Below are 25499 nucleotides of genomic sequence, written 5' to 3' on the forward strand. Positions count from 1 at the left end.
GCGGTAGCGTCGCCGAAGGCACTCTTAAAACGCATCAAAGGGAACCCCGGATCGGAGTTCCCTTTGAATTGTGTTTTATGCTGTGATCTCCACTACTTGATGACGAGGTCTCCGAAGTAGGGGAAGTTCTGTACGTTTACGATTGCTTCGGTGTTCATACCGTCCTTGGAAGCCCAGGACAGGTTCTGCCAGTGCAGGGGTACGAAAGCTGCTTCGTCGTAGAGGATTTTTTCTACTTTCTGGAGCATTGCGTTACGCTTGGCAAGGTCGGTTTCGGTCTGGGAGCCGATTACGAGGGAATCAACTTCCTGATTGCAGTAGTTACCGCTGTTGTACTGACCGTAACCGGTTTCCTTATTGATGCACATGAGCAGGAATTCGGTGTAGTTGGCGGAGTCTTCGGTGTCAGGATGCCAGCCGATCATCTGGATGTCGGCAACCTGTGCGTCGAACTGATCCCAGTACTGGGCTTTAGGCATGGTCTTCAGGTTCACTTTGATGCCGATTTTACCGAGCATGGAAACGAATGCTTCCGCGATTTTTTCGTCGTTAACGTAACGGTTGTTGGGTGCGATCATGGTGCACTCGAAACCATTTTCGTAGCCAGCTTCTTTCATGAGCTGCTTGGCTTTTTCGAGGTCATAACGAGGCTTGAGTTCAGCGTTGTAGCCTGCGAAGCCTTCGGGGCCCTGCTGGCATGCAACAGTTGCGAAGCCTTTCATTACTTTGTTAACGATACCGGTGTTGTCGGTTGCATATACGATAGCCTGACGAACTTTGGGGTTCTGGAAAGGCTTCTGACGTTTCTGGTTCAGCTGGAAGGTAATGATGCGGGAACCGGACATGGTAACAAGCTGCAGACCTTCAGTGGTCTTAACGCGTTTCAGATCCTGCGGGGGAACGGGCATGATGAAATCAACATCGCCGGAAAGCAGGGCTGCTACACGGGTAGCGTCGTTTTTAATGGGGGTCAGGATGATGGTATCAACGTTACCGCCTTTGTCCCAGTATTCGGGGAAAGCTTTGAACACAACGCGTACACCCTGTTCGCGTTCGGCAACCATGTATTTACCGGTACCGGATTCGTTAACGTTGGCGAAAGAAGGACCGGTTTTTACGATAGCATCTTTGGGCTGTCCGGACTCATCTTTGCCAGCGTAGAACTTGCTGTCCATGGGAAAAATGTAGGTAGCCATGTTCAGGAGCAGGCCGTAAGGCTCTTTGGTGATGATATCAACGGTGTTAGCGTCAACGACCTTTGCAGGCAGGAAAGGCTCGAAAAGACCTTTGTAGTCGGCGCTTTTCTTGAGACGGTTGATGGTCCAGACAACGTCTTCAGCGGTGAAGGGGTTGCCGGAATGGAATTTTACATCTTTACGCAGGTGAAAACGCATGGTTTTATCATCGATGCGTTCCCATTTTTCAGCAAGACGAGGCTCGAAAGAACCGTCTTTCGCCCAGCGTACGAGAGGATCGAAAACCATGTGGGAATACTGAAGCATGCCACCGGAAAGCTGTACATGAGGGTCAAGGGAGACAGGGTCGGCATCCATGGCCAGTTTAAGGGTTTTGCCAGCTGCTGCAGCGGGAGCTGCTTCAGTGGTTTCCTTTTTGGCAGGGGCCTCTTCTTTTTTTTCTGCGCTGCATCCGGCGAGTCCAAGACTCAGAATAACAACAAGCGCAAGAAACAGTAATGAACGTTTCATCCTCACACTCCTTAGAAAGGGTAAATACTGTGATAAAAGCACCAAGCGCCACGTTTCAGGGACATCCCTGAAACAGCGCACATCGAAATGAGTATTATAGCAGCCTAAACTGCTACAAGCTACGGCTTCCCCTTGCCGTATGCGCTTAATATTATTACACTTGATTCAGTTTTTTCTCAAATGCTTAACTCGTTGAAATGACTTGTAAAAAATAATTTGTTAACAACAGTGTCGCAAAAGGCACATAAAAATGCAGAATTTATGAAAATAAAAAAATATAATTCGTTAAGTCGGGTGGTTTGGCTGCTTTTATTGACTTTTATGTTCAGCGGCTGTTCTTCCATGAACCCTTTTGCAGATTCGATTGCCGAATATGATTTGGATGGTAAGCACGAGATCAACCTTGGTCTTATGCCCGGAGAGAAGATTGCCTTCGAAATGCGCAATCCCGGCTCAGGAGGCTATCAGTTTGACGGCGTTTCATTTGATCCGGAATTGGTAAGTCTCGATAAGTTTACAATTCTCGAACCAGAATCCGGTTTAATGGGTGATTTCGGACGCTGGCGATTTGAGTTCACCATCAAAGGCCTTGGGGCGGCTCCGGTCATCATTAATATAAAAAGGGCACACGAAGATGCCCGCGATGCCTACAAGGTTATCAATATGAATATAACCAAGGACGGGCCTCCGTTTTTTGAGTGGTAAAAAAAAATCCCGCACAACCTTGGGTTGTGCGGGATTTTATTATTAACGATTAAGAATTAGCTATTCAAATCGCTGGTCTGTCTTGGTTAAATTGTAATTAAGCAGGGTTGTGCCGGGACAGATGGCGGCGATCATTTTAACCGGGCTCATGTACAATGAAGTCCAGTCAAAGGTCAGTTTTAGGGTACGCTCGTCCAGTTCATCAAATTTAATCAGCATAGGGCGGACGTTCTTTTCTTTGACCTTTTTCTTGGTGGTATGGGAAACAATGTACTCGTCAGACTGTGCGTATTCGCGCAGGCGGTCCATTTTTTCTTTCGTTTCTTCAGCAGAGCAGGTGAAGATCAGGGTGAAGTCTTCAACTTCCGGGTGTTTCTGCTTTTTGGAAAGGGTTAGTGCATCCGCTCCGACGATTTTCATGCCCATGGGCATCTGTTCGTTAAGGCGGTCCACAAGATCCTGCGCGCTGATTTTGGTGCGCAGCATGATGTTCATCCATTCTTTCATGCTTTCCACTCCCACGGGAAGTGCGCGACCGAATGACATGCGCGGCATGGGGTGGAAACCCTGCGAGAAGGTCAGCGGCAGTCCGGCCCGGCGCATGGCGCGTTCAATGACAGGCTGCAGGTCCAGCTGCGAAAGGTAAGCAGATGTTCCGGTCTTGGTGTACCAAAGACGGAAGTTGCTTTCCTTGATACCGAGGTCCGGTTTTTCTTCCTGTACGAAAGGAGGAACATCTTCGGTCTGGTCGCGGCTTTCAAAAACCATTTTGGGACGCAGGTCCATCTTTTCGGCCTGCTTTGCAAGCAGGGATTTACGGCCGTCAAAGTTGCAGACACCGCAGTTGCGGCATTCTTCGTAACGGCAATCCCCGGTGATTTTCTCAGAAATACCGCGCTTGAGTTCTGCCAGCAGGAAGCGTTTGCTGACTCCGGCTGAAAGGTGATCCCAAGGCAGGCGGGCATCATGGTCCCGTGCACCGGTGAATTCTGCAGGATCGAGTCCCTCTTCTTCCATTGCCTCAAGGTAAGGTTCAAGCTTGAGATGGTCTTTCCAGCTGGAGAAAAGAGCGCCCTTTTCATAGGCTTTCTCGATTACCGGGCCGAGTCTGCGGTCTCCGCGCGAGAAAATGCCTTCAAGGAAGGTCATACGCGGGATGTGTGATTTCATCTTGATACGTTTCTGCGCATTGAATTTTTCACGCATGTAATCAAGGCGTTCGCCTATTTCTTCCAGAGAAATCTGGCGTTCCCACTGGAACGGGGTGTGCGGCTTGGGTACGAAAGGTGAAACTGCAGCGGTGATGTTCAGTTTTTTGATATGTCTTCCGGCTACGTCGCGAACTTTTACGCAAAGGTCGACAATCGCGTCGAGGTCTTCAAAAGTTTCGGTGGGCAGGCCGATCATGAAGTAGAGCTTGATGTTCTGCCAGCCGTTTTCATAGAGCATCATCGCGTGATCAAGCAGGGCCTCTTCGGTAATGCCTTTGTTGATTACGTCTCGCATGCGCTGGCTGCCTGCTTCGGGAGCAAGGGTGGCTCCGGTGCGGCGGATAGTGGCGATACGTTCCATTATCGGCTCGGAAAGGGAACCGACTCGAAGTGAGGGCAGAGAAATAGATATCTGTTCTGCTGCGCAGTTGTCGAAAGACTTAGCGAAAAGCGTATCCAGAGCGGAGTAGTCACCGGTACTAAGTGAGAGGAACGAAGTTTCCTCGTACCCGGTTTCTTCCAGACCTTCCATAAGGGTTTTGGTCAGGGTGTCCGGGGTACGTTCTCGGACCGGGCGGTAGATGATTCCGGCCTGACAGAATCGGCAGCCCCTGGTGCAGCCTCGGGCAATTTCCATGGTCAGGCGGTCATGGATGACCTGACCGTAGGGCAGAATTTGTTCTTTGGGAAAGGGGATGGGTTCGAAATCTTCAACCACAGCCTTTTCCACAAAAAAGTCTCCGGGATTCTCAGGATCGAAAAATTCGGGAATGTAAATACCGGGCAGTTCAGCCAGTTTTTCCAGCCTTGCTTTGCGGCCCAGTCCCTGCTCTTTGCTCTCTGCGATGATTTCCATGACTTTGACGATGGATTCTTCACCGTCTCCGAGCATGATAACATCAAAGAAGTCCGCAACAGGTTCGGCGTTGAAACATGCGCCGCCACCGCCGATGACCAGCGGACAGGAATCGTCGCGGTCTGCGGATTTGAGCGGGATGCCGGACAGATCGAGCATGTAGAGCACATTTGTGTAGCAAAGCTCGTGGGTCAGGCTGATGCCCAGCGCGTCCACGTCCTTAAGCGGAGTGTCGCTTTCAAGAGTGGACAGCAGTTCGCCGTGTTCGCGCATGATTTCGGCTGTTTCCAGACACGGAGTGTATGCACGCTCGGCGTAAAATTCTTCATGCTGGTTAACAATTTCATAAAGGATCTTCTGGCCTAGATAGGACATGCCGATCTCATAAAGATCGGGGAAACCAATGGCGATATGAGCCTTGACCTTAGCAGGGTCCTTGTGGACCGAACCCCATTCAGAACCCAGATAGCGGGTCGGACGGGGTAAAAGGGGAAGCAGCTTTTTCAAAACTTAAACCCTGTATTAGATGATTTTTGAGGATGCCTCCGGCGGCTGGGGAAGGGGAACTTTTGGGAAAAGTTCCCCTTCCCCAGACCCCATCCCCTCAAAACTTTTTGATATGCTTCGCAAGTAGCGCCCAAAGGCGGATTTCAAATAAAAGACGGCGAAGCCTTTATAAAAGTTTTTGGGATTCTTGCACTAGCTCTTAGGCGAGCGGTCTTCCGCGAGTCTTAGAGATAGCGACAGTGTGACAAACCCTTTTTACAAAAAGGGTTTAAGGCCCCCGGCAGGGACCGTCGGTAGACCCGCCGGAGGCTTCTTGAACTATTTTTTCAGGAGTTCAGAAATATCGGAAATATTTCCGCCACCCATGCCGCCGAGTCCGCCGGAGGAGAGGGTCAGGTTGCTGGATGCTTCGAGGTATTTGGTGGAAACATCTTCGGGGCAGTTCTTGTATTCGTAGATAACGTGACGGCCGTCGATTTCGCCTTCGATTTCGTTATCAAAGGGGTAGCCGTAAGGCAGGATCATCATCTGCACACCCTGCTGAGCAGGAACAGTCTGGAGCACTGCGGGATCTTTGATCTGGTTGTTTTCTGCGTCCCACTTACCGATAACCATGTCACCGTTGATCAGTTTGAAAAGTTTTACATCGTAAGCCATCTAGTACTCTCCTTGTCAGGCCGGACCGGTTGCGGTCGCGCATGCCTGTTAAAATTTCAGTAGAAAAAAAAGACCGGACGGTTTTTTCAAATCCGGTTCCGGTTCACTTTGGCTGCTCGCTATGGCAACTCGTAAGAATTAGTGTCTGAGGGGGAGTGTGTCAAGGTTTGCCGGGCCTGTGCTCAGCCTTTTTCTGCATCAAATAATTCCCGGTGACGGAAACAGCTGACCAGATGGTCGTTCACCATTCCTGTAGCCTGCATGTAGGCGTAGCAGATCGTCGGGCCGACGAAATTAAAACCCCGTTTTTTCAGGTCCTTGCTCATTGCTTCCGCTTCAGGAGTTTTGGCGGGCACTTCTTCTGTGGACTTCCAGCTGTTCAGGATTGTTCGGTTGTTGGTGAACTGCCAGATGTAAGCATCAAAGCTGCCGAATTCTTTTTGGACATCCAGAAAAGCACGCGCATTGCGCACTGCGGAGTTGAGTTTTAGTTTGTTGCGGATGATTCCTTCATTCTGGCGCAATTTTACGATTTTATTTTCATCAAATCGGGCTACAATTTCAGGATCAAAATTTGCGAAAGCCTGACGGTAGTTTTCACGTTTTTTTAGTACGGTCAGCCATGAAAGTCCGGCCTGTGCCCCTTCGAGGATTAGGAATTCAAAATGACGCTGGTCATCATGCAGTGGAACACCCCATTCTGTGTCATGATAGATGATTTCGAGTTCATGCTGTGCCCAACTGCAGCGGCATTGATTCATGGTTGTCCTCCTTTGTTAGGTAGGAATGTATTTGGTTCAGCCTGTAAATTCAATAGCGGAAAGTATGAATCTCGCGGAACTGAAAAACTCCCCTTGCCGGGTAGTGCGTTACCGGTTCGGGGAGTTTTTAGGGGTACGGAAGTTCAATGAGCAAAACTTCCGTGCTGGGATTTGGATGACAGAAAATTATCTATGCGGTCTTTTGACCATGGCAATTGCCGCTGCGCCGATAAAACAACACACGCCGCAGATGGTGAAAGCCAGAGGGAAATTGCCCATATCTCCGAGCATACCGCCCAGCAATGGTCCGCCGAGACCGCCTGCGCCGTAGGCGAGGAATATGTATGGGTAGTTTTGGCCCACACTCTTTGTTCCGAAAGTGTCTGCGGTAATGGTTGGGAAAAGGGCGAAGTTTCCGCCGAAGTTAAAACCGATAATAGTTGCGCCGACGTAGAGGAGGAAGGCGTTTCCAGCCATGGCTGTGAAGGCCAGCAGGGTCGCGCCCTGAATGGCGGTCATGAGCAGTATGGAGCGTTTGCGGCCCAGAGTATCACTCATGGTTCCCCAGATGATGCGTCCTAAGCCGTTAGCAAGGCTGAAGAAAACAGCCATTGCCGTGCCTGCTATTGCACTGGCTTCCGCAGCTGTGTGTCCGGCCTGCTGTAATGCTTCCATGGGATAAAGCTTCATCAGCCCGATGGACATCAATCCGGCAGCGGCACTGAAGGTGAATGTGCCGAAGATAAGATAGAATTGCGGGGTTTTGAGCATTTCCGCTGTGCTGAAATTTTCCTCTTCAGCGTCATTTGCCGCGTCAGAGTTTGTGTCAGGATGATAGCCCTCGGGCGCCCAGCCTTCCGGGGGAAAACGCATCCAGATTCCACCAGCGGCAATCATCAGACAGAAAAGCAGGCCGTAGAGGGAAAAAGTTGATGAAAGCCCGATTGAGTTGATCAGATTGCCCCAGGTTCCCGCCAGTTTGACCCAGGCCATGGCTCCGAAACCGAATCCTGCAACGGCCAGTCCGGTGATGAATCCTTTTTTATCAGGAAACCAGCGCATACCCACTGCAATGGGAACAACATATCCCAGACCGATTCCGGCTCCGCCGATAAGACCGATGAAAAGACAGAGTGCGGCAAAGCTTGTTCCGCCTATGACTCCGGCCAGAGCGTATCCGCCGCCAAGCACGAGCGCGCTGAGGAATGACAGCTTCATAGGCCCCCATTGGGCGAGTCTTTTTCCGGCCCAGACCATGGAAAGCGCAAAGCTGACCAGTCCGATCGAGAAAACTACCTGTGTCTGGAATTTGCTCCATCCGGCTTCGATAAGTGAGGGGGTGAATACCGACCATGCATATATTGCCCCCAGCGCCAGCTGCATGAGGATTGCCCCGACTACGGCAAACCATCTGTTCATCACTTTTGTCTCACTCATGGCGTCTCCCGGTATAATCTTGTGTATAGTTGTTCTAATTGTATCCCAATTTGGAAATTTTAACACCTCTTCGGGATAATTTTCCTGTCCTCATGAGTTATATTTTTAAGCATGTTGCATTTGTAATGGCATTCTATTTTCGGTGAACGGGGCTGAAATCAACCTTTCGATGCCGAGATTGCGTATGAAAACCGTTTGTCCTGATTAAAGTGCCGTTCACCGCTGGTCGGGGGGAGACGGTTTAGCATGTTTGATGAAAGTGCCTTGTTCATATTCCTGAAAGGCTTTTTTCAATTCTTCAGCTGTATGCATAACAATAGGACCCCGCCAGTAAATTTCTTCATTGATGGGTTTCCCGGTAAGCAGCAGAAAGCTCATGGAAAAGTCTTCTGAATTCACAGCCAATTCATCTCCCTCGTCGAAAAGAATCAGCGAACGGTTTTCAACTTTCTGACCGTTAATTTTCCCTTCACCTGCTGTTATGTAAATGAAGGCCGTATACCCGCGTTTGGTAGGGTGGATGAATTCAAAATTGGCGGGGATGGTTATGTCCAGATATTCAGGGTCAATGCCGATTCCGCGGGCCGGACCTTTGGACCCGTCTACCTCTCCGGCAATGATTTTGATGCTGCTGCCGTCCTGCCTTTGGATGACAGGAATTTCTTCGGCTCTGATTTCCCGGTATTCCGGGTCGACCTTTTTGTCTTGCGAGCTTAAGTTGGCCCAAAGTTGGAATCCGTGCATGGAGCCGTTTGCATCACCCTGCGGCATTTCCTGATGGATTATTCCGCTTCCGGCTGTCATCCACTGCACGCTTCCGGCTGTGGTAACGGCTGAATTGCCGAGGCTGTCACCGTGTTCAACATCGCCTTTTAAAAGATAGGTAATTGTTTCAATACCCCGGTGAGGATGCCATGGAAAACCTTTCAAGTAGTCTTCAGGATTGTCGGACCGGAAGTCGTCCAGCATAAGGAAGGGGTCGAAAAGGGAAGCTTCGAAGTAGCCGAACGCACGGTGTAGTTTAACTCCGGCTCCTTCGTGGACTGGTTCGCCGTAAAAGATCTGCTGAATTTCGCGCCGCATTGCTTACTCCTGTATCAAGTATACTGTAATAGTTGTTCATAACGTATCAGTAAGGAGTGTATTTGCAAGCGCGAGAGAAGAATAGAGGAAAATATTTTGGCAGTGAGGGGAGCAGGCCGGGGAGTGAGGCAACCCTGGCCTGCTATGGATTTATTTCATTTTTGCGATTGCTTCAGGGGTTTTGGAGTAATCTACAACATCAATCCAAACCGGGTTGGACCATGCTTTTTTGCCTTTGATGTCTACAACAACGATTGAGTAGTAGCTGTCCTTTGCTGCTGTGAATGAGAGGGAGAATTCGCGTGTAACAGGCTTATCTCCGAATTTTGATGAGGCTACCACTTTACCTGCACTGAAAAGCTGAACTTCTTTGAGGCCGTTAACTGCCTGTGCGTTGAAGTTTACGGTGATCTTTTCACCTTCAACGGCTTTGACTGTGCTACCGAACATAACTTCGGGGAAGAGAAGAGGCCCGGTTGAAGCATAGGCATTACCGGCAAGAAGCGAGTTAACGAAGTTCTGCGGGGTCTGCGCGCCTTCAATGTTGGCGAACATGCGGATTGCGCCGCTGAGTTCTCCCCAGACATTGTGGGTGTCGGTTCCTGCGCTGAGGTAGTATTTTGCTCCATTGGCCCAGAGGTCATGCATGCGGGCTACTGTTTTTTCCACATGCCCGGCGATGTTAAGTTCCACGAGGTCGAAGTTGGGGTCGAACCCGCCGGGAACCTTACCGTTATCAAGAGCATAGAAATATCCGTAAGGGATATAGGGGTGGTTGGCTGCAAGCGCAGTGGCTCCCATGCTGCGGGCATCGGCGAAGAGGTCCTGAACGGTCGCTGTTCCGGGTTTGACAGACAATTCCTGTCCTATTTCAATGGGAAATGCGCCGAAGTGTGACCAGTCCGGGGATAACTCAATGGAAGGAATGAACTCGAAACCACGGATTTTGCTGAGTTTCAGCACATCGTAGTGACGGTTGACGAGGTCATGGTCACTGACGAGTGTGAAATTCAGGCGTGCTGCCAACTGTGAGCGGACTAGGTATTCCGGGGCGGTCACACCGTCAACGAGATCGGAATGGTGATGCATGTCTGCGGAATACCAGTTCTGGGACGCAGGGTGGGTTACGGTCTCAATTTCTATCTGGACGTTGCTTTTGCCGCCTGATTTGACGGTTGCAGACACCTCTACTGCTTTTGAGATAAATGATTCACCGGAAGCCACTTTGAATACGTACTCACCGGGACCAAACGGAAGATTGATCCGTCCTGCATTGTTAAGCTCGGTGAAAAAAGTTTGCTGACCGAGGAATTTAACCAGTGGGCTTTCGCCTTTTTCAATGGTGATGCGTGCATCAATGGGCATGCCGCTGTTTTTTTCAATAACGGTGAAGTTGATTTCACCGGGATATTTCATGTCGGTGAAATTACATTTAGCCTGTTTGCCGGATTTGAGGGTGACTTTCTTTTTGCTGCTGGATGCATAGCTTTTGCCTGCGGCATAGGCAGTGTATTCACCAACGGGCAGAGTTACACTGTATGTACCGTTTTTCCCGATTGTCCATGTGAAAGGCTTGCCGTTTTTTTCAATGATCACGACCGGATCATTCATAGCTTTCCCGTCTTTGGTGCTTACCTTGCCGCTCAGCACTGAGGATTCGAGGCCTTCACGCTCGGTTTCAAATTCAACCAGCGGGGAAATGTCGCCGTTGGAATTGATTTCCAGCCATCCGGGGAATTGCTTTTGTCCGCCCACTTTCAGGTCATGCGCGGTGTACATGTCTTTTCCGTTGTAGTTGATGAAATCAACATAGGGCGCGTGAAGTCCTATGGACCAGTTGGCGTCGTAGTGCACAACCCAGTCAGCAAGGGCTTTGCCTTTGACAGAGCCTTTTTTCATTCCTTCAGTTCCGGGGGGCTGCATGGCAAAGCCGCCTTCGGGCCAAAGGACGTAACCGGAAAGAAGTCCGTCGTAGGATTTGGAGTCATCATTGACCATTGTTGTCTCGGCCTGAATTCTGTGCGCGCTTTTCTTCAGGACATAGACAGTCTGAATGGTGGTTTTTTCCCAGTCGCGGGTGACCTTGATGATACCTTCTTCCGGGGTATCTTTGATAACTTCAATTTTCTGGTAGGTGTTGGGCCAGCTGGACCAGTTGTTGGGAATAAAGTCCATCAGGGCAATATGGTCCATTTCATACTGACCGTTGCGGATAACTGCACCGTCGATAATCCCACCGCTGGGAACACCCCATGGTCCGGGGGTTGTTACCCCGAAAGTAACTGCCAGATAATCATTCTGGAGTGTTATGTCTTCGGCTCCGATACATTCGCCTGCGGGGATAGGTGTCGGACCGGTAATGATTTTTACATCCGCATGTGCTGCAGTGCATATGAATATTGTCAGTATTGCTGTGAGCAAGGTGCTCATTGCGGCATGTGTTTGTTTTAAAGCCTGTTTCATAATATTCCCTTGGTAAATAGTAAAACAACCTTAATCTTAACTGTATTGCGCACTACAGTTTACCATTATTGCAACTAGGCTAGCATTGACCCGGAGGGGAAGGTCAATGGCGGCAGTATGGCAGTTATGCATCATTATAGATGAGAGCGTTGCGTGTAGATATCCTACTTTTAAAGTGTGATTTTTAAGACGGTTGTTTATCTCATTTTATGACGGCTTTGATGACAATTTTGTCTCGTTGTTTTGAGTCAAAGGTTGGTAATGGAAACGATTGTGATATTTAATATCAGTGAGTGCTTGATTTTATAATCAAAAAAAAAGGAGCAGAGAAGATTGCAACTCTGCCCTTAAGGGGAAGGAAAAAATAGACCGGAATATACGATGTTTCCATAGCCACCTTCCAAAATAGATAGAAGCATTTTTCGTATATCCCGGTCTCATCCGGTACAGTGCGGGCTGCTGAACTACCGCCCGGTTCCAGTACAGAACCGGGCGACTTCCGGGCAACCTTTTGCCATACTTATGGATTCATTATTTCTTCATAACCTTCGATGAGGTCGGTCACTACTGAAGGATCAGCAAGTGTCGAAGTGTCACCGAGGTTCGAAGTGTCTCCTTCTACAATCTTGCGCAGGATTCGGCGCATGATTTTACCGCTGCGGGTCTTGGGCAGGGAAGGAGCGAACTGGATCACTTCCGGGGCGGCCAGAGGGCCGATTTCCTTGCGGACGTGCATGCGCAGTTCTTTGATCAGTTCATCGTCTTCGTCATATCCGGACTTGAGAGTCACGTATGCGTAGATTGACTGGCCTTTAACTTCGTGGGGCATACCCACAACCGCTGCTTCTGATGTTGCCGGATGGGAAACCAGTGCGGATTCAATCTCAGCAGTACCGAGCCTGTGGCCGGATACGTTGATTACGTCATCCACGCGGCCCATGATCCAGAAGTACCCGTCTTCATCCCTGCGTGCTCCGTCACCGGATTCGTATGTGCCGGGGAAGCCCTCAAAGTACTGCTGTTTGAACCGTTCCTGATTGCCCCAGACTCCGCGCAGCATGCCGGGCCAAGGTTTACGGATGACGAGAAAACCGCCTTCATTGGGACCGACTTCTTCGCCGTGGCGGTCCACAATTGCTGCATCAATACCGGGCAGCGGGAGGGTTGCCGAGCCGGGCTTGAGCGGAGTGGCATAGGGCAGCGGGGAAAGAACATGCCCGCCTGTTTCTGTCTGCCACCATGTGTCAACGATAGGCAGTTTTTCGTCACCGATATTTTCGTGATACCACATCCATGCCTCGGGGTTGATAGGTTCACCTACTGTGCCGAGAATGCGCAGACTGGAGAGGTCGTATTTTTTAGTCCACTGGTCGCCTTCCTTCATGAGTGCACGGATGGCGGTGGGTGCGGTGTAAAAAATGTTTACCCTGAATTTTTCACAAACCTGCCAGAATCTTGCCGGGTCCGGATAGGTCGGCACGGACTCGAACATGATGCTGGTAGCACCGAGTGCCAGAGGGCCGTATACAATGTATGAGTGTCCGGTTACCCAACCGATGTCGGCGGTGCACCAGTGCACATCATCATCTTTAAGGTCGAATACCCACTGGCAGGTGTGTGCAGCGTAAGTCATGTAGCCGCCGGTGGTGTGGAATACGCCTTTGGGCTTCCCTGTACTGCCGGAGGTATAAAGGATGAAGAGCGGATCTTCGGAATCCATCAGTTCGTAAGGGCAGTTGTCGGTAATTTCAGGGGCTTCCATCAGTTCGGACCAGAGGCGGTCACGGCCTTCGACCATTTCAACTTCATTGTTTGCTCTGGGAACAACAATGCACTGTTCAACAGAGGGGCACTCTTTGAGTGCTTCATCGGAGTTGGGCTTGAGCGGGATTTTTCTTCCGCCGCGCAGAACGCCGTCTCCGGTGATGTGGACTTTCGCTCCGCAATCATTGATGCGGTCGCGCAGGCTGTTGGAGCTGAAGCCCGCAAAAATAATGGAGTGGGGTGCGCCGATACGGGTACAGGCCAGCATGGCGATGGCCAGTTCCGGAATCATGGGCAGGTAGATGGATACGCGGTCACCTTTCTGCACGCCCAATTTTTTGAGCACGTTGGCAAAGCGGCATACTTCACGGTGGAGCATGTCATAGGTGTAAACTTTTACTTCGTGGTCTTCTTCGCCCTGCCAGATAAGTGCGGCTTTGTTGCGGCGTCCGTTCTCAATGTGACGGTCAAGGCAGTTTGCGGATGCGTTGAGCTTGCCGCCTTCAAACCATTTGATTTCAGGTTTGTCGAAGTCATAATCAAGGACATTGTCCCACTTTTTGTCCCAGGTGAGCAGTTCGTCTGCGCGTTCAGCCCAGAATCCTTCCATATCATTAATGGAACGGTCATAGATGGCCTTGTATTCTTCAAGGCTTTTTACGCATGCGCCGGGGAAGTCGGCAGGAGGGTTAAAAAGTCTGTTTTCTTTTGAGAGACTTTCAATTTTTTGTTCTTCAGTCATAAGGTGGCCTCCTGGGGATGGTTTTTTTGGCATGTATCGGCAGAAAAGGTTCTTACCGGATGTCTAGAGTTATATACATTTTCCGTGTTGGTTGCACATGCTTTTCGATAAACGGTGAAAGAAATCCGCTGGCCGGGGCTTGAAACCGTTTGGCGGAAACTTCAAACCGTTTACCCGCCGCAGATACCGTTTGCAGTTGTTGCGCTAGCCTGTACAGTTACGGTATACCCCTAAATAAATACAAATTTAATAAACAAAGCGGCGAAGCCTAATTAAAGGTTTTGGGATTCTTAAACCCTTTTTGAAGAGGGTTTAAGGCCCCCGGCAGGGCCGCCGGAGGCATCTCAATGAAAGCGCTAGTCATAAATCTTACCCGTTTCGGAGATCTGCTGCAGACCCAGCCGGTAATCACCGCTTTGTCTGATCAGGGATATGAAGTCGGGATCATGTGTCTGAAAAATTTTGCCGGGACAACGCAGCTTTTGCGCAATGTGTCTTGGACCTTTCCCCTGCCCGGGGCAGCACTGCTGGCCTCCCTGGACCGAGACTGGCGCGATGCGATAAATATTTTCGAATCATATTGTACTGAAATCGCGGATGACTTCGGTCCAACACTGGTCATCAACCTGACCCCTTCCGTCTCTTCCCGGCTGATAACATTAAGACTCAGCAAGGGCCGAGAGGTGCGCGGCTTTGCCATGGACGAGTTCGGCTTCAACGCTGATACATCCCGTTGGGCCGGATTTCTGCAGATGGCTTCTTCAAATCGTGGGTCCAGTCCATTCAACGTGGTTGACCTGTTCAGTAAAGTGGCCGGAATAGACAGACCTGCCCCTTTTGAACTGGCGGCCCCGTCCCCGGAAATGAAAATAGCGGCATTGAAGCTGCTGGAAAATCCCGTCCCCGGCGCAGAAGGTTTTGTCGGCTTCCAGCCCGGAGCCAGTGAAGAGCGCAGGCGTTGGCCTGTTGAATTTTTCAGGGAACTTGGATTTAAACTCTGGAAAGAGAAGCGCAGGGTCCCGGTTCTGCTGGGAACTGAAGGTGAAAAAGAACTCGGGGAGCGTATACTTGATGGAGCAAAATTTCCGGCTGTGAATCTCATGGGCGGAACTTCTTTGCTGGAGCTTGCTGCGGTCCTGCGTCGTCTTGATCTGCTGGTGACCAATGATACCGGAACCATGCACCTTGCCGCCGGATCGGGTACTCCGCTGGCCGCAATTTTTCTGGCAACGGCCCAGCCGTGGGATACTGGACCTGCCGCAGAGGGCTTATGTTGCTTTGAGCCTGATCTTGATTGCCATCCCTGTCCTTTCGGTCAGAAGTGCGTCTATGATCATGTCTGCCGTAGGCAGGTCGAGCCTGCGACTGTTTTTGCAGCCGTGTCTTCTTTTATAGATAGTGGGCAGTGGCCGCGAATGGAAAATATGGGAGCGCGTGCTTACCTGACCGGGCGTGATGAATTGGGGCACATCTGCCTGACTTCTTTGTCCGGGCATGAGCTGAGCGACCGCCATAAATGGATTGTTCTGCAGCGGGAATTATACCGTCGTTTTCTTGACGGAGAAGATCTTTGCACTGTTGATTTGGCTGGTATGGAGCTTTCTGCCGAACTGCGGGCCAGACTGCTTAGAACTCTTAACGATTGCCGTGATGTTCTTTTTCTGATCAGCAAACAGGTTATGATTTTAGAGGCTAATCCAATTGAAGCCATGAAAATTAAATTTTTGGCTAACCTGCAAAAAATACAAGATATTCTGTCTTCCTGCCCTGAACTTTCCGTGCTTTCCTCCATGTGGATGGTCGAATCCCGCTCCCATGACAGCATGGATGGATTAAAACAGCAGATGTCAGCTTATACGGCTTTGATCACTGCCATGATTGGGATTGTCGAGTAACGTTGGCATGAGTCTTGAATAAAATAGGGCGTACCGGACCAACCGGAAAAAATTACGTACCTATTTTAGGAGGAGAGTCACTATGATCGTTATTGATGGAACCAAAACTGAATTTGATATCAGAAGCTTTGATAATCTCGAGCAGGTTTTTGACAAGGTGCTGGAATCCGGCCACCTGCAGGACCGCATCGTTACCGACGTAAAAGTCAACGATGAACCCTTCAGCGAAATTTACCCCAACCAATCGGAAGATATTGAAACTTCTGAGATTGACAGCCTTGAAATTGTAAGTGCATCCGCCGTGGAAATGGCTTCCAGCATTACCCTTGAGCTTTACAAGGTAGTGAACATCATGGCCGGTGGCGGCAAGCAGGTTGCAGAACTTTTCAGACAGGCAGACGACGCCGAAGCACTGGAACTCTATCAGGATCTTCTTGATGTTGTCAGGGACTTCCTCGGTATGGTCGGCAGCCTACGTGACCAGTTCTCCATTAAGCACAACGCAGATTTCGAAAAGGTAGTGGAAGATTTTTCCGGTCTCTTCACTGAGATGACCGAAGTCCTTGAAAACGAGGACTGGATTTTGCTGGCTGATTTGCTTGAATATGAATTCCTGCCTTCTGTTGAAAAATGGAAGAATGTTATCTCCGTTATTCGTGAGGATCTCCGGGAGGTAGCCGCGAGGTAGACTGTTATGGCCGAAACCTTGGAACTTCTGGATCAGGCTCTTGAACTTGGATACGAAGAGCTGAGATTTCTGGTGGCAGGAGAAGTCGACGATGCCTTTGATGCCGCAGAACGAAGAGGTGTACTCACCGCTCAGGCTCTTGAAACCAAAGAGAGAGTGAGTCTGGACCAGATTTTAGAAAAACTTAACAAACTCAAAAGTCTGCAGGGGCAGCTTACCGCGGAAGCTAAAAAGCTTCACGCATCGCTCAGGCAGGACATCGGGCGCGTTAAGCAGGAAAGTACTCGCTTTAAGGGGTACGGCAGTGTCGCACGCGGCACCCCCTTGATAGCCAATCGTTACATCAACAAGGTTGGATAGACCGCAGAACGAATCATAAACTTCCTTCTGCGTAGCTACGGTACAATTATCCCCCGCTGACTTTAAAGTCGGCGGGGGATTTATGTTGTCCGCTGAACTACATTATAGTCCAATTGATGTGCTGTTCGTTTTCATCGCGCATTTTGCCGCTGCCGGTGAATTGGACACCGACCCGGCAGGTGTTGCTGTCCATGCGTTCAATAGAGCGGATTTTTCCGGCATACCAATACGGTTTGAAAACTTTTTGCCGGAAATTAAACATGAAGATGCTGATCAAAACATCATCATCAGTACGGAATTTTGATTCCACCAGCTCCGCTGCTGCCCCGACCCCGATTCCGCCGTTGGAGATGTTGATTACTTGATTATCTTCGTGTCCGGTGGAGCGGGGATCGTATGAATTGACTGCCAGATCCGGGATGCGGTCAACAAATGAAGTGTCGCTGGAATCCGCAGTTCCGCGCCAAAGTTTGACTCGGATGAACTGCTGGTCGATGACCCGTTTTCGTTTATGGCGGCGACGTTTGACCAGTGCAAATTTTGACGGCGGGGTCAGAGTCATCCTGCCGCAGCCTTCCTTGTCGCATTCCAATGAACTGATTCTGGAGCGGAAGGAGTTTACTTTTCCGGCCAGGCTTTCTTCCGGGGGAAACATGAGGATTATTTCGGTGGGTGAACTGAGCTGTGCAATACCGTGTTCTTCAATTATTTCAAGGCGTATGCGGTCCTGTTTTACCGCTGTCAGTACAGCCCGGCCCAGCACTGCATTGTGGTGCTCGGCAAGGGCAACATCCATAATAGTACCGCTTTTCTGGAAAAATTGCACAAAGTCGGTGGGGCCTTGCGGGGCTTTGGGCTTTTTGCTCTTGGGCCGCATCAGCAGGAATGCAAATGCAGCCGACAGCAGAGCTATCAACCCGGCTGCCGCCAGAATGAGGTATAATGATTCTTTAGGCAGTGTAGCCAGAAATTTGTCCACAGGAACAAGTACTTCCGACTGGATTAGTTCCATTATGTATTGAAAATTTAATTTATCCATTGTCAATTTATCCATAGCGACTATTATTTATGGGAACGTCTTTTTAGCATCTATATATGTATGGTCAGTGGCAGATTAATGTCAATGTTACGTAATTGCTGGACTAAGATGGATATTATGGATAATCCTCTCCCTTGTGTGCGGTTATTTCGTATCCTATAGAGAAATGATTGGTCCGGGATATGGAATTAAATTTTAACTAATTGAAAATAGGGCTGTTTTTTAATGCTCGAAAGAACATTTTGTCATCTGAAGGGAATAGGAAGCTCCACCGAGGTCAAGATTTGGCAGGCCGGAGTTAACGATTGGAACGATATTTTAGGCGGCGTTGCCACCCCTCTCTCTGATGCAAAAATGAGTGCTCTGGAAGAAGGGTGTGATGAATCCAAACGCAGATTGGCCGAAAGTGATGCCTGCTGGTTTGCGGATCGTCTGCCGGCTTCGGATCAGTGGCGTCTGTATTCGCATTTCCGGGATAACGTAGCCTACATTGATATTGAAACCACCGGAACTGATGCCCATAGTTGCGATATTACCACAATTGCCCTCTGGAACGGAAAAGAGATCAAGACCTATGTTCAGGGTAAAAATTTATATGATTTTGAAGAAGAAATAGCCCGCTATCCTTTGATAGTAAGCTTTAACGGCAAATGTTTTGATGTTCCGTTTATTGAAAAATATTTTGGAATCAAAGTGGAAGCCGCTCATATTGACCTGCGTTTCGTGTTTCGTTCCCTCGGAATTACCGGAGGCCTGAAAGGTATTGAGCACTATTTCGGCATGGATCGTGGTGATGCTGAAGGATTGGACGGATATTTCGCTGTCCTGCTCTGGAACGAATATGAAATGAACGGTGACGAGCGCGCCCTAGAAACCCTTTTGGCCTACAATGTTCTGGATAGTGTGAATCTGGAAAATCTCATGATCAAAGGGTACAACCTGCACATTGAACGTTTTCCCCAGCATGGGGTTGAGCCTCTTGCTGAGAAAAATGAACCACTCAATCCATTCCGCGCTCATAGAGACGTGGTTGCTGCTGTCCGGGCAAAATATTCCGGTGAGGGTTCATATCGCAGGTTCTGATTTTTTCAGCTGATACCGGTGTGATTCTTTTTGGGTTGGACCGATGGTATTTTTTTCCTGTATAGGCCGCTCACGTTATGGTGAGCGGCCTTTTATATGTTTTTATGTAAATAAAAAAACAATAAAAATTGAATTGTTATGTAAAAGTCTAGAGAAAATTTATAAAGAATGACCATCCTTCTTAACAAATGGGAACAGTCTGTGCATTTCACCCGGAAGTAGGTAAAGCGTGCCTCCGTGGTTTTTAATATATGATGTTTGTAAGGAGTGTTTAAATGCAGGAACAGAGCACTGTTGAGATGGGTAAAATTCACCATGCATTCATGGGGCCGGAAGAGATGGTCATTGATCCGTCTCTATATTCTGACACCTCCCTCATGGCGGATGTTGACCGTATGAGTGATCCTTCGGTCAGGATTTCCGATTCCATGATAATGGGAATGGTCCTTAAATTTTTTTATTGCTACGTACACAAGGGAGGGTTTGACAAACCTGTACCTCTTGAGGAAGTGAGCAAGCTTTGTGAAATGTTCAGCCGTCATCGCAGCCTCAATGAGCCTGATGATGACATAGAGTTGATGAATTACCTGCGCCAGTGGTCTTTTTCTTTGCGCATGCTGGCGGACGTCACCAAGACCAGCCACATCATCCGTTCCATCGTGACCCAGAATATTTCCCCTAAACTCCTTGAGCAGGATGAATATGTGGGGCTGGATATAGGAACCGGAACCGGAATCCTGCTTTTGGCGCAGTATATTCACGCCCGCCGCAACGGATTCAAGGATATTATTCTTTACGGTATTGAGTACGACAAGATGGTTGGACTGCAGAGTTACAAGATTTTCAAGGAACTGGGCATTGCTGAAATTATTCTCGGCGATGCGCGTGATTCCAAAAATTACGAACCGCTTGCGAACAAGGTCGTGACTTTTGTCTCCAACGAGACCGTGGCTGCCATGCACCAGCCTCTGCGCCGGGAACATTTTGTTTCAATCTGCAAGACCCTTTTTCGTACACTCGGGAAAAATATCAAAGATGCCGCCTTTTTCCCTGAAGGACTGATCGCCTTTTGCAAGGATCTTAATGTTTCCGTGCTGCTGGCAAAAAATACCGCTTTTCAGGGTCCTAAAGAATATCACGATATGAACCTGTTTCCGCAAGGGATCATAATTGAAGGAAATATTGTCCCACTGCATCAGCTCGGAGAAGAACTCTTGCCCTATCTTTCTGAATGGGCACAGCGCAGGCTGCCGCGCAGGTGGTAGAACCCGGCACTTTACACAGCATCATAAATATATAATGATCCGCGCGCCTCGAAAGGGGCGCGTTTTTTTTATTTGATGCGCTATCGCGCTTTTAAGAATGAATTGATTTGCCTCCGCCGCCGGAGGCAACAAATATGGAGTCTTTTTTGAGTTTCGACCAGTTTAAATTTGACATGCGCCTTGTTTCCGGCATTCGGAGTGCCGGGTATGAGGAACCGACCCCGGTGCAGTTGAAGGCTATCCCTGCTGTGCTTCAGGGGCGCGATGTCATGGGCCTTGCCCAGACCGGAACGGGCAAGACCGCCGCTTTTGTACTGCCAGTATTGCAGCGGTTGCTTGATGATGAAGCTGATAAACGCGGTCCGGTTCGGGTGTTGGTGCTTTCGCCGACCCGTGAGCTGGCCCTACAGACTCATGAAAGCTTTATTGAGCTGGGCAGGCAGACCGGAATTCGCAGTGCTGCCGTTTACGGCGGGGCGGGTATTGCCAAGCAGGCCAAAGAAGCCAAGAAAGTTACCGTGGTCAACGCTACTCCCGGCAGGTTGCTTGATCTGTTGGAGCGTGGGGAGGTTGATTTTTCTCGAGTGGAGACCTTGGTCCTGGATGAAGCTGACCGCATGCTAGACATGGGCTTCATGGATGAAGTTCAGAAAATTTTATCTGCGCTTCCCACCGAACGCCAGAACCTGATGTTTTCTGCGACTATGCCTGATGAAATAAGCGATCTGGCTAAGAATATCCTGCGTGATCCCGAAGTAGTACGGGTGGCGGTGACTGTGAGTGCGGATGGGGTGGAGCATTTCTCTTGTCCCGTTCCACTTCATTTGAAGCAGAGTTTTTTAAAAGTTTTGCTCAATGAAATTGAATTTACGCGGGTGCTTGTTTTTGTACGCACCAAACGCTGGGCCAGAAGACTAGCACAGCGTCTGGTTAAGGGAGGATTGCCCGCTGCGGACCTGCATGGTGACCTTTCTCAGAGCAAGCGCAACCGAACCCTTAACGGTTTCAAGTTCGGTGATTTCACCGTTCTGGTTGCAACTGACCTTGCTGCTCGGGGCATTGACTGCTCGAATATTTCCCACGTTATTAATTATGATATGCCGGATAGTGTGGAACTTTTTGTCCACCGTACCGGAAGAACCGGGCGGGCGGATGCCAAAGGCATAGCCTATACCTTTGTCGCTGACGAAGATAAGCCCCGTCTAGCTGAAATAGAAGAAGGGCTTGGTCACGGGCTGGAACTTTTTTATCTTGATAAATTCAATTATAGTGCACCCAAGCCTGATTTTATTCTTCCTTCTGAAAATAATGACCGTAAGAAACGTAACTCCCGGTCGAAAAAGAAATAGATTTTATATCTTCCGGCTCCATGTTAAAAGGAGCGGATAATATGGATATGGAAATGAAAAAATTCTGGATTACCACTTTAGGTTGTAAGATCAACCAATACGAAAGCGAATCTGTTCGTGAACGCTGGTTGAGCATGGGCTATGAGCAGGCTGAAAATGACGCCGAAGCTCATGAGATTGTGATCAACTCCTGCGCGGTTACTGATGCTGCCCTGCGTGATCTGCGCAAGACCGTCCGCGCTATAAACCGTCGCAATCCTGAAGGAAAAATTATTATTGCCGGGTGCGCGGCCCAGGTTTTCGCCAAAGAATTATCAGAGCTTCCCGGAGTGGCGGAAGTCCTGCCTCAGGAGCGTAAATACGAACTGCTTAAGCTTGAAGAAAAGCCTGAACCTTCCGACGGTGAAACAATTTTCCAGCCTTTTGAAATTGATGACTACGAACGTTCCAGAGCGGTGGTCAAAGTTCAGGACGGCTGTTCCCACCGTTGCACATACTGCATTGTCCCCATTACCCGAGGCCCCAGCGTAAGTCGTGAAGCTGATGATGTTGTCCGCGAGATCAAACGTCTGCTCGATGCCGGATTCCGCGAAATGATCATCAGCGGCATCAACCTTAGTCATTACGGACGCGGTTTTGCCGATAATTTTGATTTCTGGGATCTCATGGAGCGTATTGAAGATGAATTCGCTGCCGAGTGGGGCGGAAGGGCAAGACTGCGGATCAGTTCCCTTGAACCGGGCCAGCTCAAGGAACGGGCTTTGGAAGTTTTTTCCAAGTCGAAACTGATTTGTCCTCAACTGCATCTTTCGCTGCAAAGCGGTGACCGTCAGGTACTGAAGCGTATGGGACGGGGCCATTACAAGCCGGAGGATGTTCTGGTCTTTCTGGATAAATTGCAGGAAATTTGGCCCGTTTTCGGCCTTGGAGCGGATATCCTGACCGGATTTCCGGGAGAAACCGATGAAGAATTCCAAAATACTTTGGAATTTTGCCGAAAACTTCCCCTTTCTTATGCGCACGTTTTTCCGTACTCTATTCGTCCGGGAACCGCAGCCGCAGCAATGAAAGGCCAGCTGGACGGCCAGACCAAGAAAGAAAGAGGCCGTATTCTGCGTGGAGTGGTTGAAGAAAAGAAGCAGGAGTTCCTGCAGAAAATTTCAGGAATGGGTTCGCTCAAAGTCCTGTTCCAAAATAAAACAAAAGGTATTTGTGAATTCTATTCCACATGCATTCTGGAAGAAGGATTCGAAGATAAAGTGCCTCGTGATTTAGTAGAAGTAAAACCAGTAGCTGCAAAAGACGGCACTCTGCTGGTAAAAATAAAATAAATTCAATTCCCCCCGGCGAAGCCTTAATAAAAGGTTTCGGGATTCTTAAACCCTTTTGCAAAAGGTTTTGAGGCCCCCGGCAGGGTCGCCGAAGGCAAAAGCCGCCGGAGGCAAGGAGACAAATAATGCCCGTAAGTATGACCGGATTTGGTCGCGCTGAGACCACCGAAGATAAATGGAGCCATGTTTGGGAAATCCGCAGTGTGAATTCCCGTTTTCTGGATTTGAAATGGCGTCTGCCCAATTCCCTGCGCGGTTATGAATCCCGCTGGGAAAAGATTGTCCGTAAATACGGTTCCCGTGGCAGAGTGGACCTTTCCCTCAATCTGGAAGTTTTCAGCACCGAACTGCTTGGCATCAGCCTGAACCAGCTGCAGGCCAAGGCCATGATTGACCAGCTCAAAGATATGGCTGCTGCGGACGGCGTGGAGTTCACCCCGGACTATAACCGTCTGTTTACTATTTCCGGTCTGTGGCGCGATGCTTCCAGTGAACCCGATCCGGAAATGGCTAAATCCATCAGTGCAGGTCTGGAAAATGCTCTGGCAAACTGGCGTGAGTCCAGAAAAGCCGAAGGCGCAGATCTCGTGCGGGACCTTGAAGAGCGTTTTACCCTGCTCAAGGAATATACTGAAAAAATTAAGGTCAGAATTCCTGAAATTCTTGAAGCCAAGCGCGAAGCCCTGATCGAAAGGGTTAAGGGTAATATGGAAAATCTGGGTGCGGAATACATCGAAGACCGCATGGTGCAGGAAGTTTCCATCCTGACCGACAAGCTGGACGTTTCTGAAGAAATTACCAGGCTTGATGCCCATCTGGAACGTATTTTTGAAGTCCTGCGTGGCAATAAAGATGCCGGTAAGCGTCTTGATTTCCTGCTGCAGGAAACTTTCAGGGAAATCAACACCTGCGGCAACAAGTGTCAGGATGTTGATGTGAGCAGAGTTGTGGTTGAATTCAAGGCTGAACTTGAAAAGTGCCGTGAACAGGTTCAAAATATTGAGTAATTCGGTAAAATGCAGAAGCAGACATTATTAAATATCGGTTTTGGTAACTTCGTGGTTTCCAGCCGGGTAATCACTATTGTCAACCCTTCCTCTTCGCCCATGCGCAGATTGCGTGAAGATGCGAGACAGGAAGGCCGGCTGGTGGACGCCACTCAAGGACGTAAAACCCGCTCCATCATAGTTACCGACTCCAATCACGTCATTCTTTCGGCAATTCAGGCGGAAACAATCGGCCATCGTTATACCTCCGAGGAGAGCGAAAATGAGTGATGTTTTGACCCCGGAAAAGAAAGGGCAGGTGTTGGTCCTCTGCGCACCTTCCGGTACCGGGAAAAGCACATTGGTAAAAAAGCTGCGTGAAGAATTTCCGCAGGTCGGGTTTTCCATCTCCTGCACTACCCGTGATCCCCGTGAGGGCGAGGTGGACGGCAAGGATTATTTTTTTCTTGGGGTTGATGAATTCAACGAAAAGCTGGAGGCCGGGGAGTTTGCAGAGTGGGCCGAGGTTCATGGCAATTTCTACGGAACCCCCAAAAAACCAGTGGAAAAGATGCTTTTCAAGGGGATGGATATCCTTTTTGACATTGATTTTCAGGGTTGTATGCAGCTCATGGAATCTATGCCGGACGGTATTTTTGTGTTCCTGATGCCTCCTTCTTACGGAGAGCTGCGCAAAAGGCTTGAAGGCAGAAATACAGACACCGAGCCTGTCGTCAATCGCCGTATGCTCAATGCCATGAAGGAAATGGCTTCCGCGCCTAAGTTCGAATACTGGATTGTTAATGATGATCTGGAAAAGGCTTATGCGGAGCTTAAAGCCATCTACCTCGCGGGTAAAAATCGTCCCTGCAGTAATCCGGGACTTCTTGAAAGTATTTTAAGCACTTGGGAGTAATATGTCTGAATTAGTAGTTGCCCTCGATTTTAAGGATGCGCAGAGTGCCGTTGAAATGGCTGAAAAAGTTCGCGGAGTAGCACCCTGGGTAAAAGTGGGTCTTGAACTTTTTTGTGCTGAAGGACCGAAAATTATTACCTGTTTTAAAGAAATGGGTTTTAAGGTTTTTGTGGATCTGAAATTTTTTGACATCCCTAACACTGTGAAAGGTGCGGTTCGTTCTGCGACCCGTGCCGGGGCTGATATGCTCAGCCTGCATGCTCTCGGTGGGGAACGTATGGCAATCGCGGCCCGTGAAGGTCGTGCCGAAGGCGCAAACGGTGCTGACGGTCCGCTGCTCATGGCAATCACCATTCTGACCAGTATGGATGAAGATGATATTCCTTTCCCGGTTCCTGACGGACTCGGTTCCGCTGTTCTTGACCTTGCCCTTGCTTCTTCGCAGGCCGGTCTGGACGGCGTGGTTTGTTCCGGTCTTGAAGTCGAAGCCATCAAAGAAAAATGCGGCAGCGACTTTTTGGCTCTGACTCCGGGAATCCGTCCTGCTTCAGTTTCCGATGATCAGCGTAGAGTTGTTACTCCGGCGCAGGCAGTGGAACGCGGTTCCAACTTTCTGGTAGTCGGTAGACCTATTACAGGAGCTGATGACCCGGCTGAAGCTGCCCGTAGAATTGTTGCAGAAATGGAAGGATAGC

21 protein-coding genes are annotated in these 25499 nt (G+C 49.3%); 12 read left to right on the forward strand and 9 right to left on the reverse strand.

Annotated elements, in window-relative coordinates; translation table 11 throughout:
• Positions 1-92: 92 nt before the first annotated feature.
• Positions 93-1706 carry an ABC transporter substrate-binding protein gene (locus tag ACNI29_RS12280; protein WP_419778660.1) on the reverse strand — a complete coding sequence of 538 codons (1614 nt, stop codon included), beginning with the start codon at positions 1704-1706 and terminating at the stop codon, positions 93-95.
• A 342-nt stretch (positions 1707-2048) separates the two neighbouring features.
• Between ACNI29_RS12280 and ACNI29_RS12285 the strand changes: the two genes are divergently transcribed.
• Positions 2049-2411 (forward strand): hypothetical protein, encoded by a 363-nt coding sequence (locus ACNI29_RS12285; protein WP_419778661.1) that lies wholly within the window; start codon positions 2049-2051, stop codon positions 2409-2411.
• A gap of 60 nt (positions 2412-2471) precedes the next feature.
• Here the strand turns inward: ACNI29_RS12285 and ACNI29_RS12290 are convergent, their stop codons facing one another.
• The 7 genes from ACNI29_RS12290 to acs form a co-directional block, all read right to left on the reverse strand.
• On the reverse strand, positions 2472-4985 hold the full coding sequence (locus ACNI29_RS12290) for a TIGR03960 family B12-binding radical SAM protein (RefSeq protein WP_419778662.1): 2514 nt from the start codon (positions 4983-4985) through the stop codon (positions 2472-2474).
• A gap of 318 nt (positions 4986-5303) precedes the next feature.
• Positions 5304-5642 carry a hypothetical protein gene (locus ACNI29_RS12295; protein WP_419778663.1) on the reverse strand — a complete coding sequence of 113 codons (339 nt, stop codon included), beginning with the start codon at positions 5640-5642 and terminating at the stop codon, positions 5304-5306.
• A 182-nt stretch (positions 5643-5824) separates the two neighbouring features.
• Positions 5825-6403 carry a DNA-3-methyladenine glycosylase I gene (locus ACNI29_RS12300; protein ID WP_419778664.1) on the reverse strand — a complete coding sequence of 193 codons (579 nt, stop codon included), beginning with the start codon at positions 6401-6403 and terminating at the stop codon, positions 5825-5827.
• A 186-nt stretch (positions 6404-6589) separates the two neighbouring features.
• Positions 6590-7840: an L-lactate MFS transporter gene (locus tag ACNI29_RS12305; RefSeq protein ID WP_419778665.1), complete on the reverse strand. Its 1251-nt coding sequence runs from the start codon at positions 7838-7840 to the stop codon at positions 6590-6592.
• A gap of 216 nt (positions 7841-8056) precedes the next feature.
• Entirely contained in the window at positions 8057-8923 is an 867-nt protein-coding gene (locus ACNI29_RS12310; protein WP_419778666.1) for a pirin family protein, read from the reverse strand.
• Between the two features lie 150 nt (positions 8924-9073).
• Entirely contained in the window at positions 9074-11353 is a 2280-nt protein-coding gene (locus tag ACNI29_RS12315; protein ID WP_419778667.1) for a CehA/McbA family metallohydrolase, read from the reverse strand.
• A 553-nt stretch (positions 11354-11906) separates the two neighbouring features.
• A complete protein-coding gene (acs, locus tag ACNI29_RS12320; RefSeq protein WP_419778668.1) occupies positions 11907-13892 on the reverse strand; it encodes an acetate--CoA ligase in 1986 nt (661 codons plus the stop codon).
• 347 nt (positions 13893-14239) lie between these two features.
• Here acs and ACNI29_RS12325 point away from each other — a divergent pair, with 347 nt between their 5' ends.
• The 3 genes from ACNI29_RS12325 (at position 14240) to ACNI29_RS12335 (ending at position 16835) form a co-directional block, all read left to right on the forward strand.
• Positions 14240-15787 carry a glycosyltransferase family 9 protein gene (locus ACNI29_RS12325; RefSeq protein ID WP_419778669.1) on the forward strand — a complete coding sequence of 516 codons (1548 nt, stop codon included), beginning with the start codon at positions 14240-14242 and terminating at the stop codon, positions 15785-15787.
• Positions 15788-15869: 82 nt separating this feature from the next.
• Positions 15870-16475, forward strand: coding sequence for a DUF8043 domain-containing protein (locus ACNI29_RS12330; protein WP_419778670.1), 606 nt, complete (start codon positions 15870-15872; stop codon positions 16473-16475).
• Between the two features lie 6 nt (positions 16476-16481).
• Positions 16482-16835 carry a hypothetical protein gene (locus tag ACNI29_RS12335; protein WP_419778671.1) on the forward strand — a complete coding sequence of 118 codons (354 nt, stop codon included), beginning with the start codon at positions 16482-16484 and terminating at the stop codon, positions 16833-16835.
• A gap of 97 nt (positions 16836-16932) precedes the next feature.
• Here ACNI29_RS12335 and ACNI29_RS12340 read toward each other — a convergent pair whose 3' ends face one another.
• Positions 16933-17889: a PilZ domain-containing protein gene (locus ACNI29_RS12340; RefSeq protein ID WP_419778672.1), complete on the reverse strand. Its 957-nt coding sequence runs from the start codon at positions 17887-17889 to the stop codon at positions 16933-16935.
• 210 nt (positions 17890-18099) lie between these two features.
• Between ACNI29_RS12340 and ACNI29_RS12345 the strand changes: the two genes are divergently transcribed.
• The 8 genes from ACNI29_RS12345 (at position 18100) to pyrF (ending at position 25498) form a co-directional block, all read left to right on the forward strand.
• Complete coding sequence (locus tag ACNI29_RS12345) at positions 18100-18957, forward strand: ribonuclease H-like domain-containing protein (protein ID WP_419778673.1); 858 nt, start codon at positions 18100-18102, stop codon at positions 18955-18957.
• A 275-nt stretch (positions 18958-19232) separates the two neighbouring features.
• On the forward strand, positions 19233-20222 hold the full coding sequence (locus ACNI29_RS12350) for a class I SAM-dependent methyltransferase (RefSeq protein WP_419778674.1): 990 nt from the start codon (positions 19233-19235) through the stop codon (positions 20220-20222).
• A 134-nt stretch (positions 20223-20356) separates the two neighbouring features.
• On the forward strand, positions 20357-21571 hold the full coding sequence (locus tag ACNI29_RS12355; protein WP_419778675.1) for a DEAD/DEAH box helicase: 1215 nt from the start codon (positions 20357-20359) through the stop codon (positions 21569-21571).
• Positions 21572-21612: 41 nt separating this feature from the next.
• The gene (gene mtaB / locus ACNI29_RS12360) at positions 21613-22902 is read left to right on the forward strand and encodes a tRNA (N(6)-L-threonylcarbamoyladenosine(37)-C(2))-methylthiotransferase MtaB (protein ID WP_419778676.1); all 1290 of its coding nucleotides are present in this window, start codon (positions 21613-21615) and stop codon (positions 22900-22902) included.
• Positions 22903-23027: 125 nt separating this feature from the next.
• The gene (locus tag ACNI29_RS12365) at positions 23028-23909 is read left to right on the forward strand and encodes a YicC/YloC family endoribonuclease (RefSeq protein WP_419778677.1); all 882 of its coding nucleotides are present in this window, start codon (positions 23028-23030) and stop codon (positions 23907-23909) included.
• 9 nt (positions 23910-23918) lie between these two features.
• Positions 23919-24179: a DUF370 domain-containing protein gene (locus ACNI29_RS12370; RefSeq protein WP_320006016.1), complete on the forward strand. Its 261-nt coding sequence runs from the start codon at positions 23919-23921 to the stop codon at positions 24177-24179.
• Entirely contained in the window at positions 24172-24804 is a 633-nt protein-coding gene (gene gmk, locus ACNI29_RS12375) for a guanylate kinase (protein ID WP_419778678.1), read from the forward strand. The genes ACNI29_RS12370 and gmk overlap by 8 nt, the downstream gene beginning before the upstream one ends.
• 1 nt (position 24805) lies before the next feature.
• Positions 24806-25498: an orotidine-5'-phosphate decarboxylase gene (gene pyrF, locus ACNI29_RS12380; RefSeq protein WP_419778679.1), complete on the forward strand. Its 693-nt coding sequence runs from the start codon at positions 24806-24808 to the stop codon at positions 25496-25498.
• The last annotated feature ends 1 nt before the right edge of the window (position 25499 follow it).

Source organism: Maridesulfovibrio spiralis (SeqCode) (assembly GCF_048571135.1).
In the GTDB taxonomy this organism is placed as follows: Bacteria; Desulfobacterota; Desulfovibrionia; order Desulfovibrionales; family Desulfovibrionaceae; genus Maridesulfovibrio; species Maridesulfovibrio spiralis.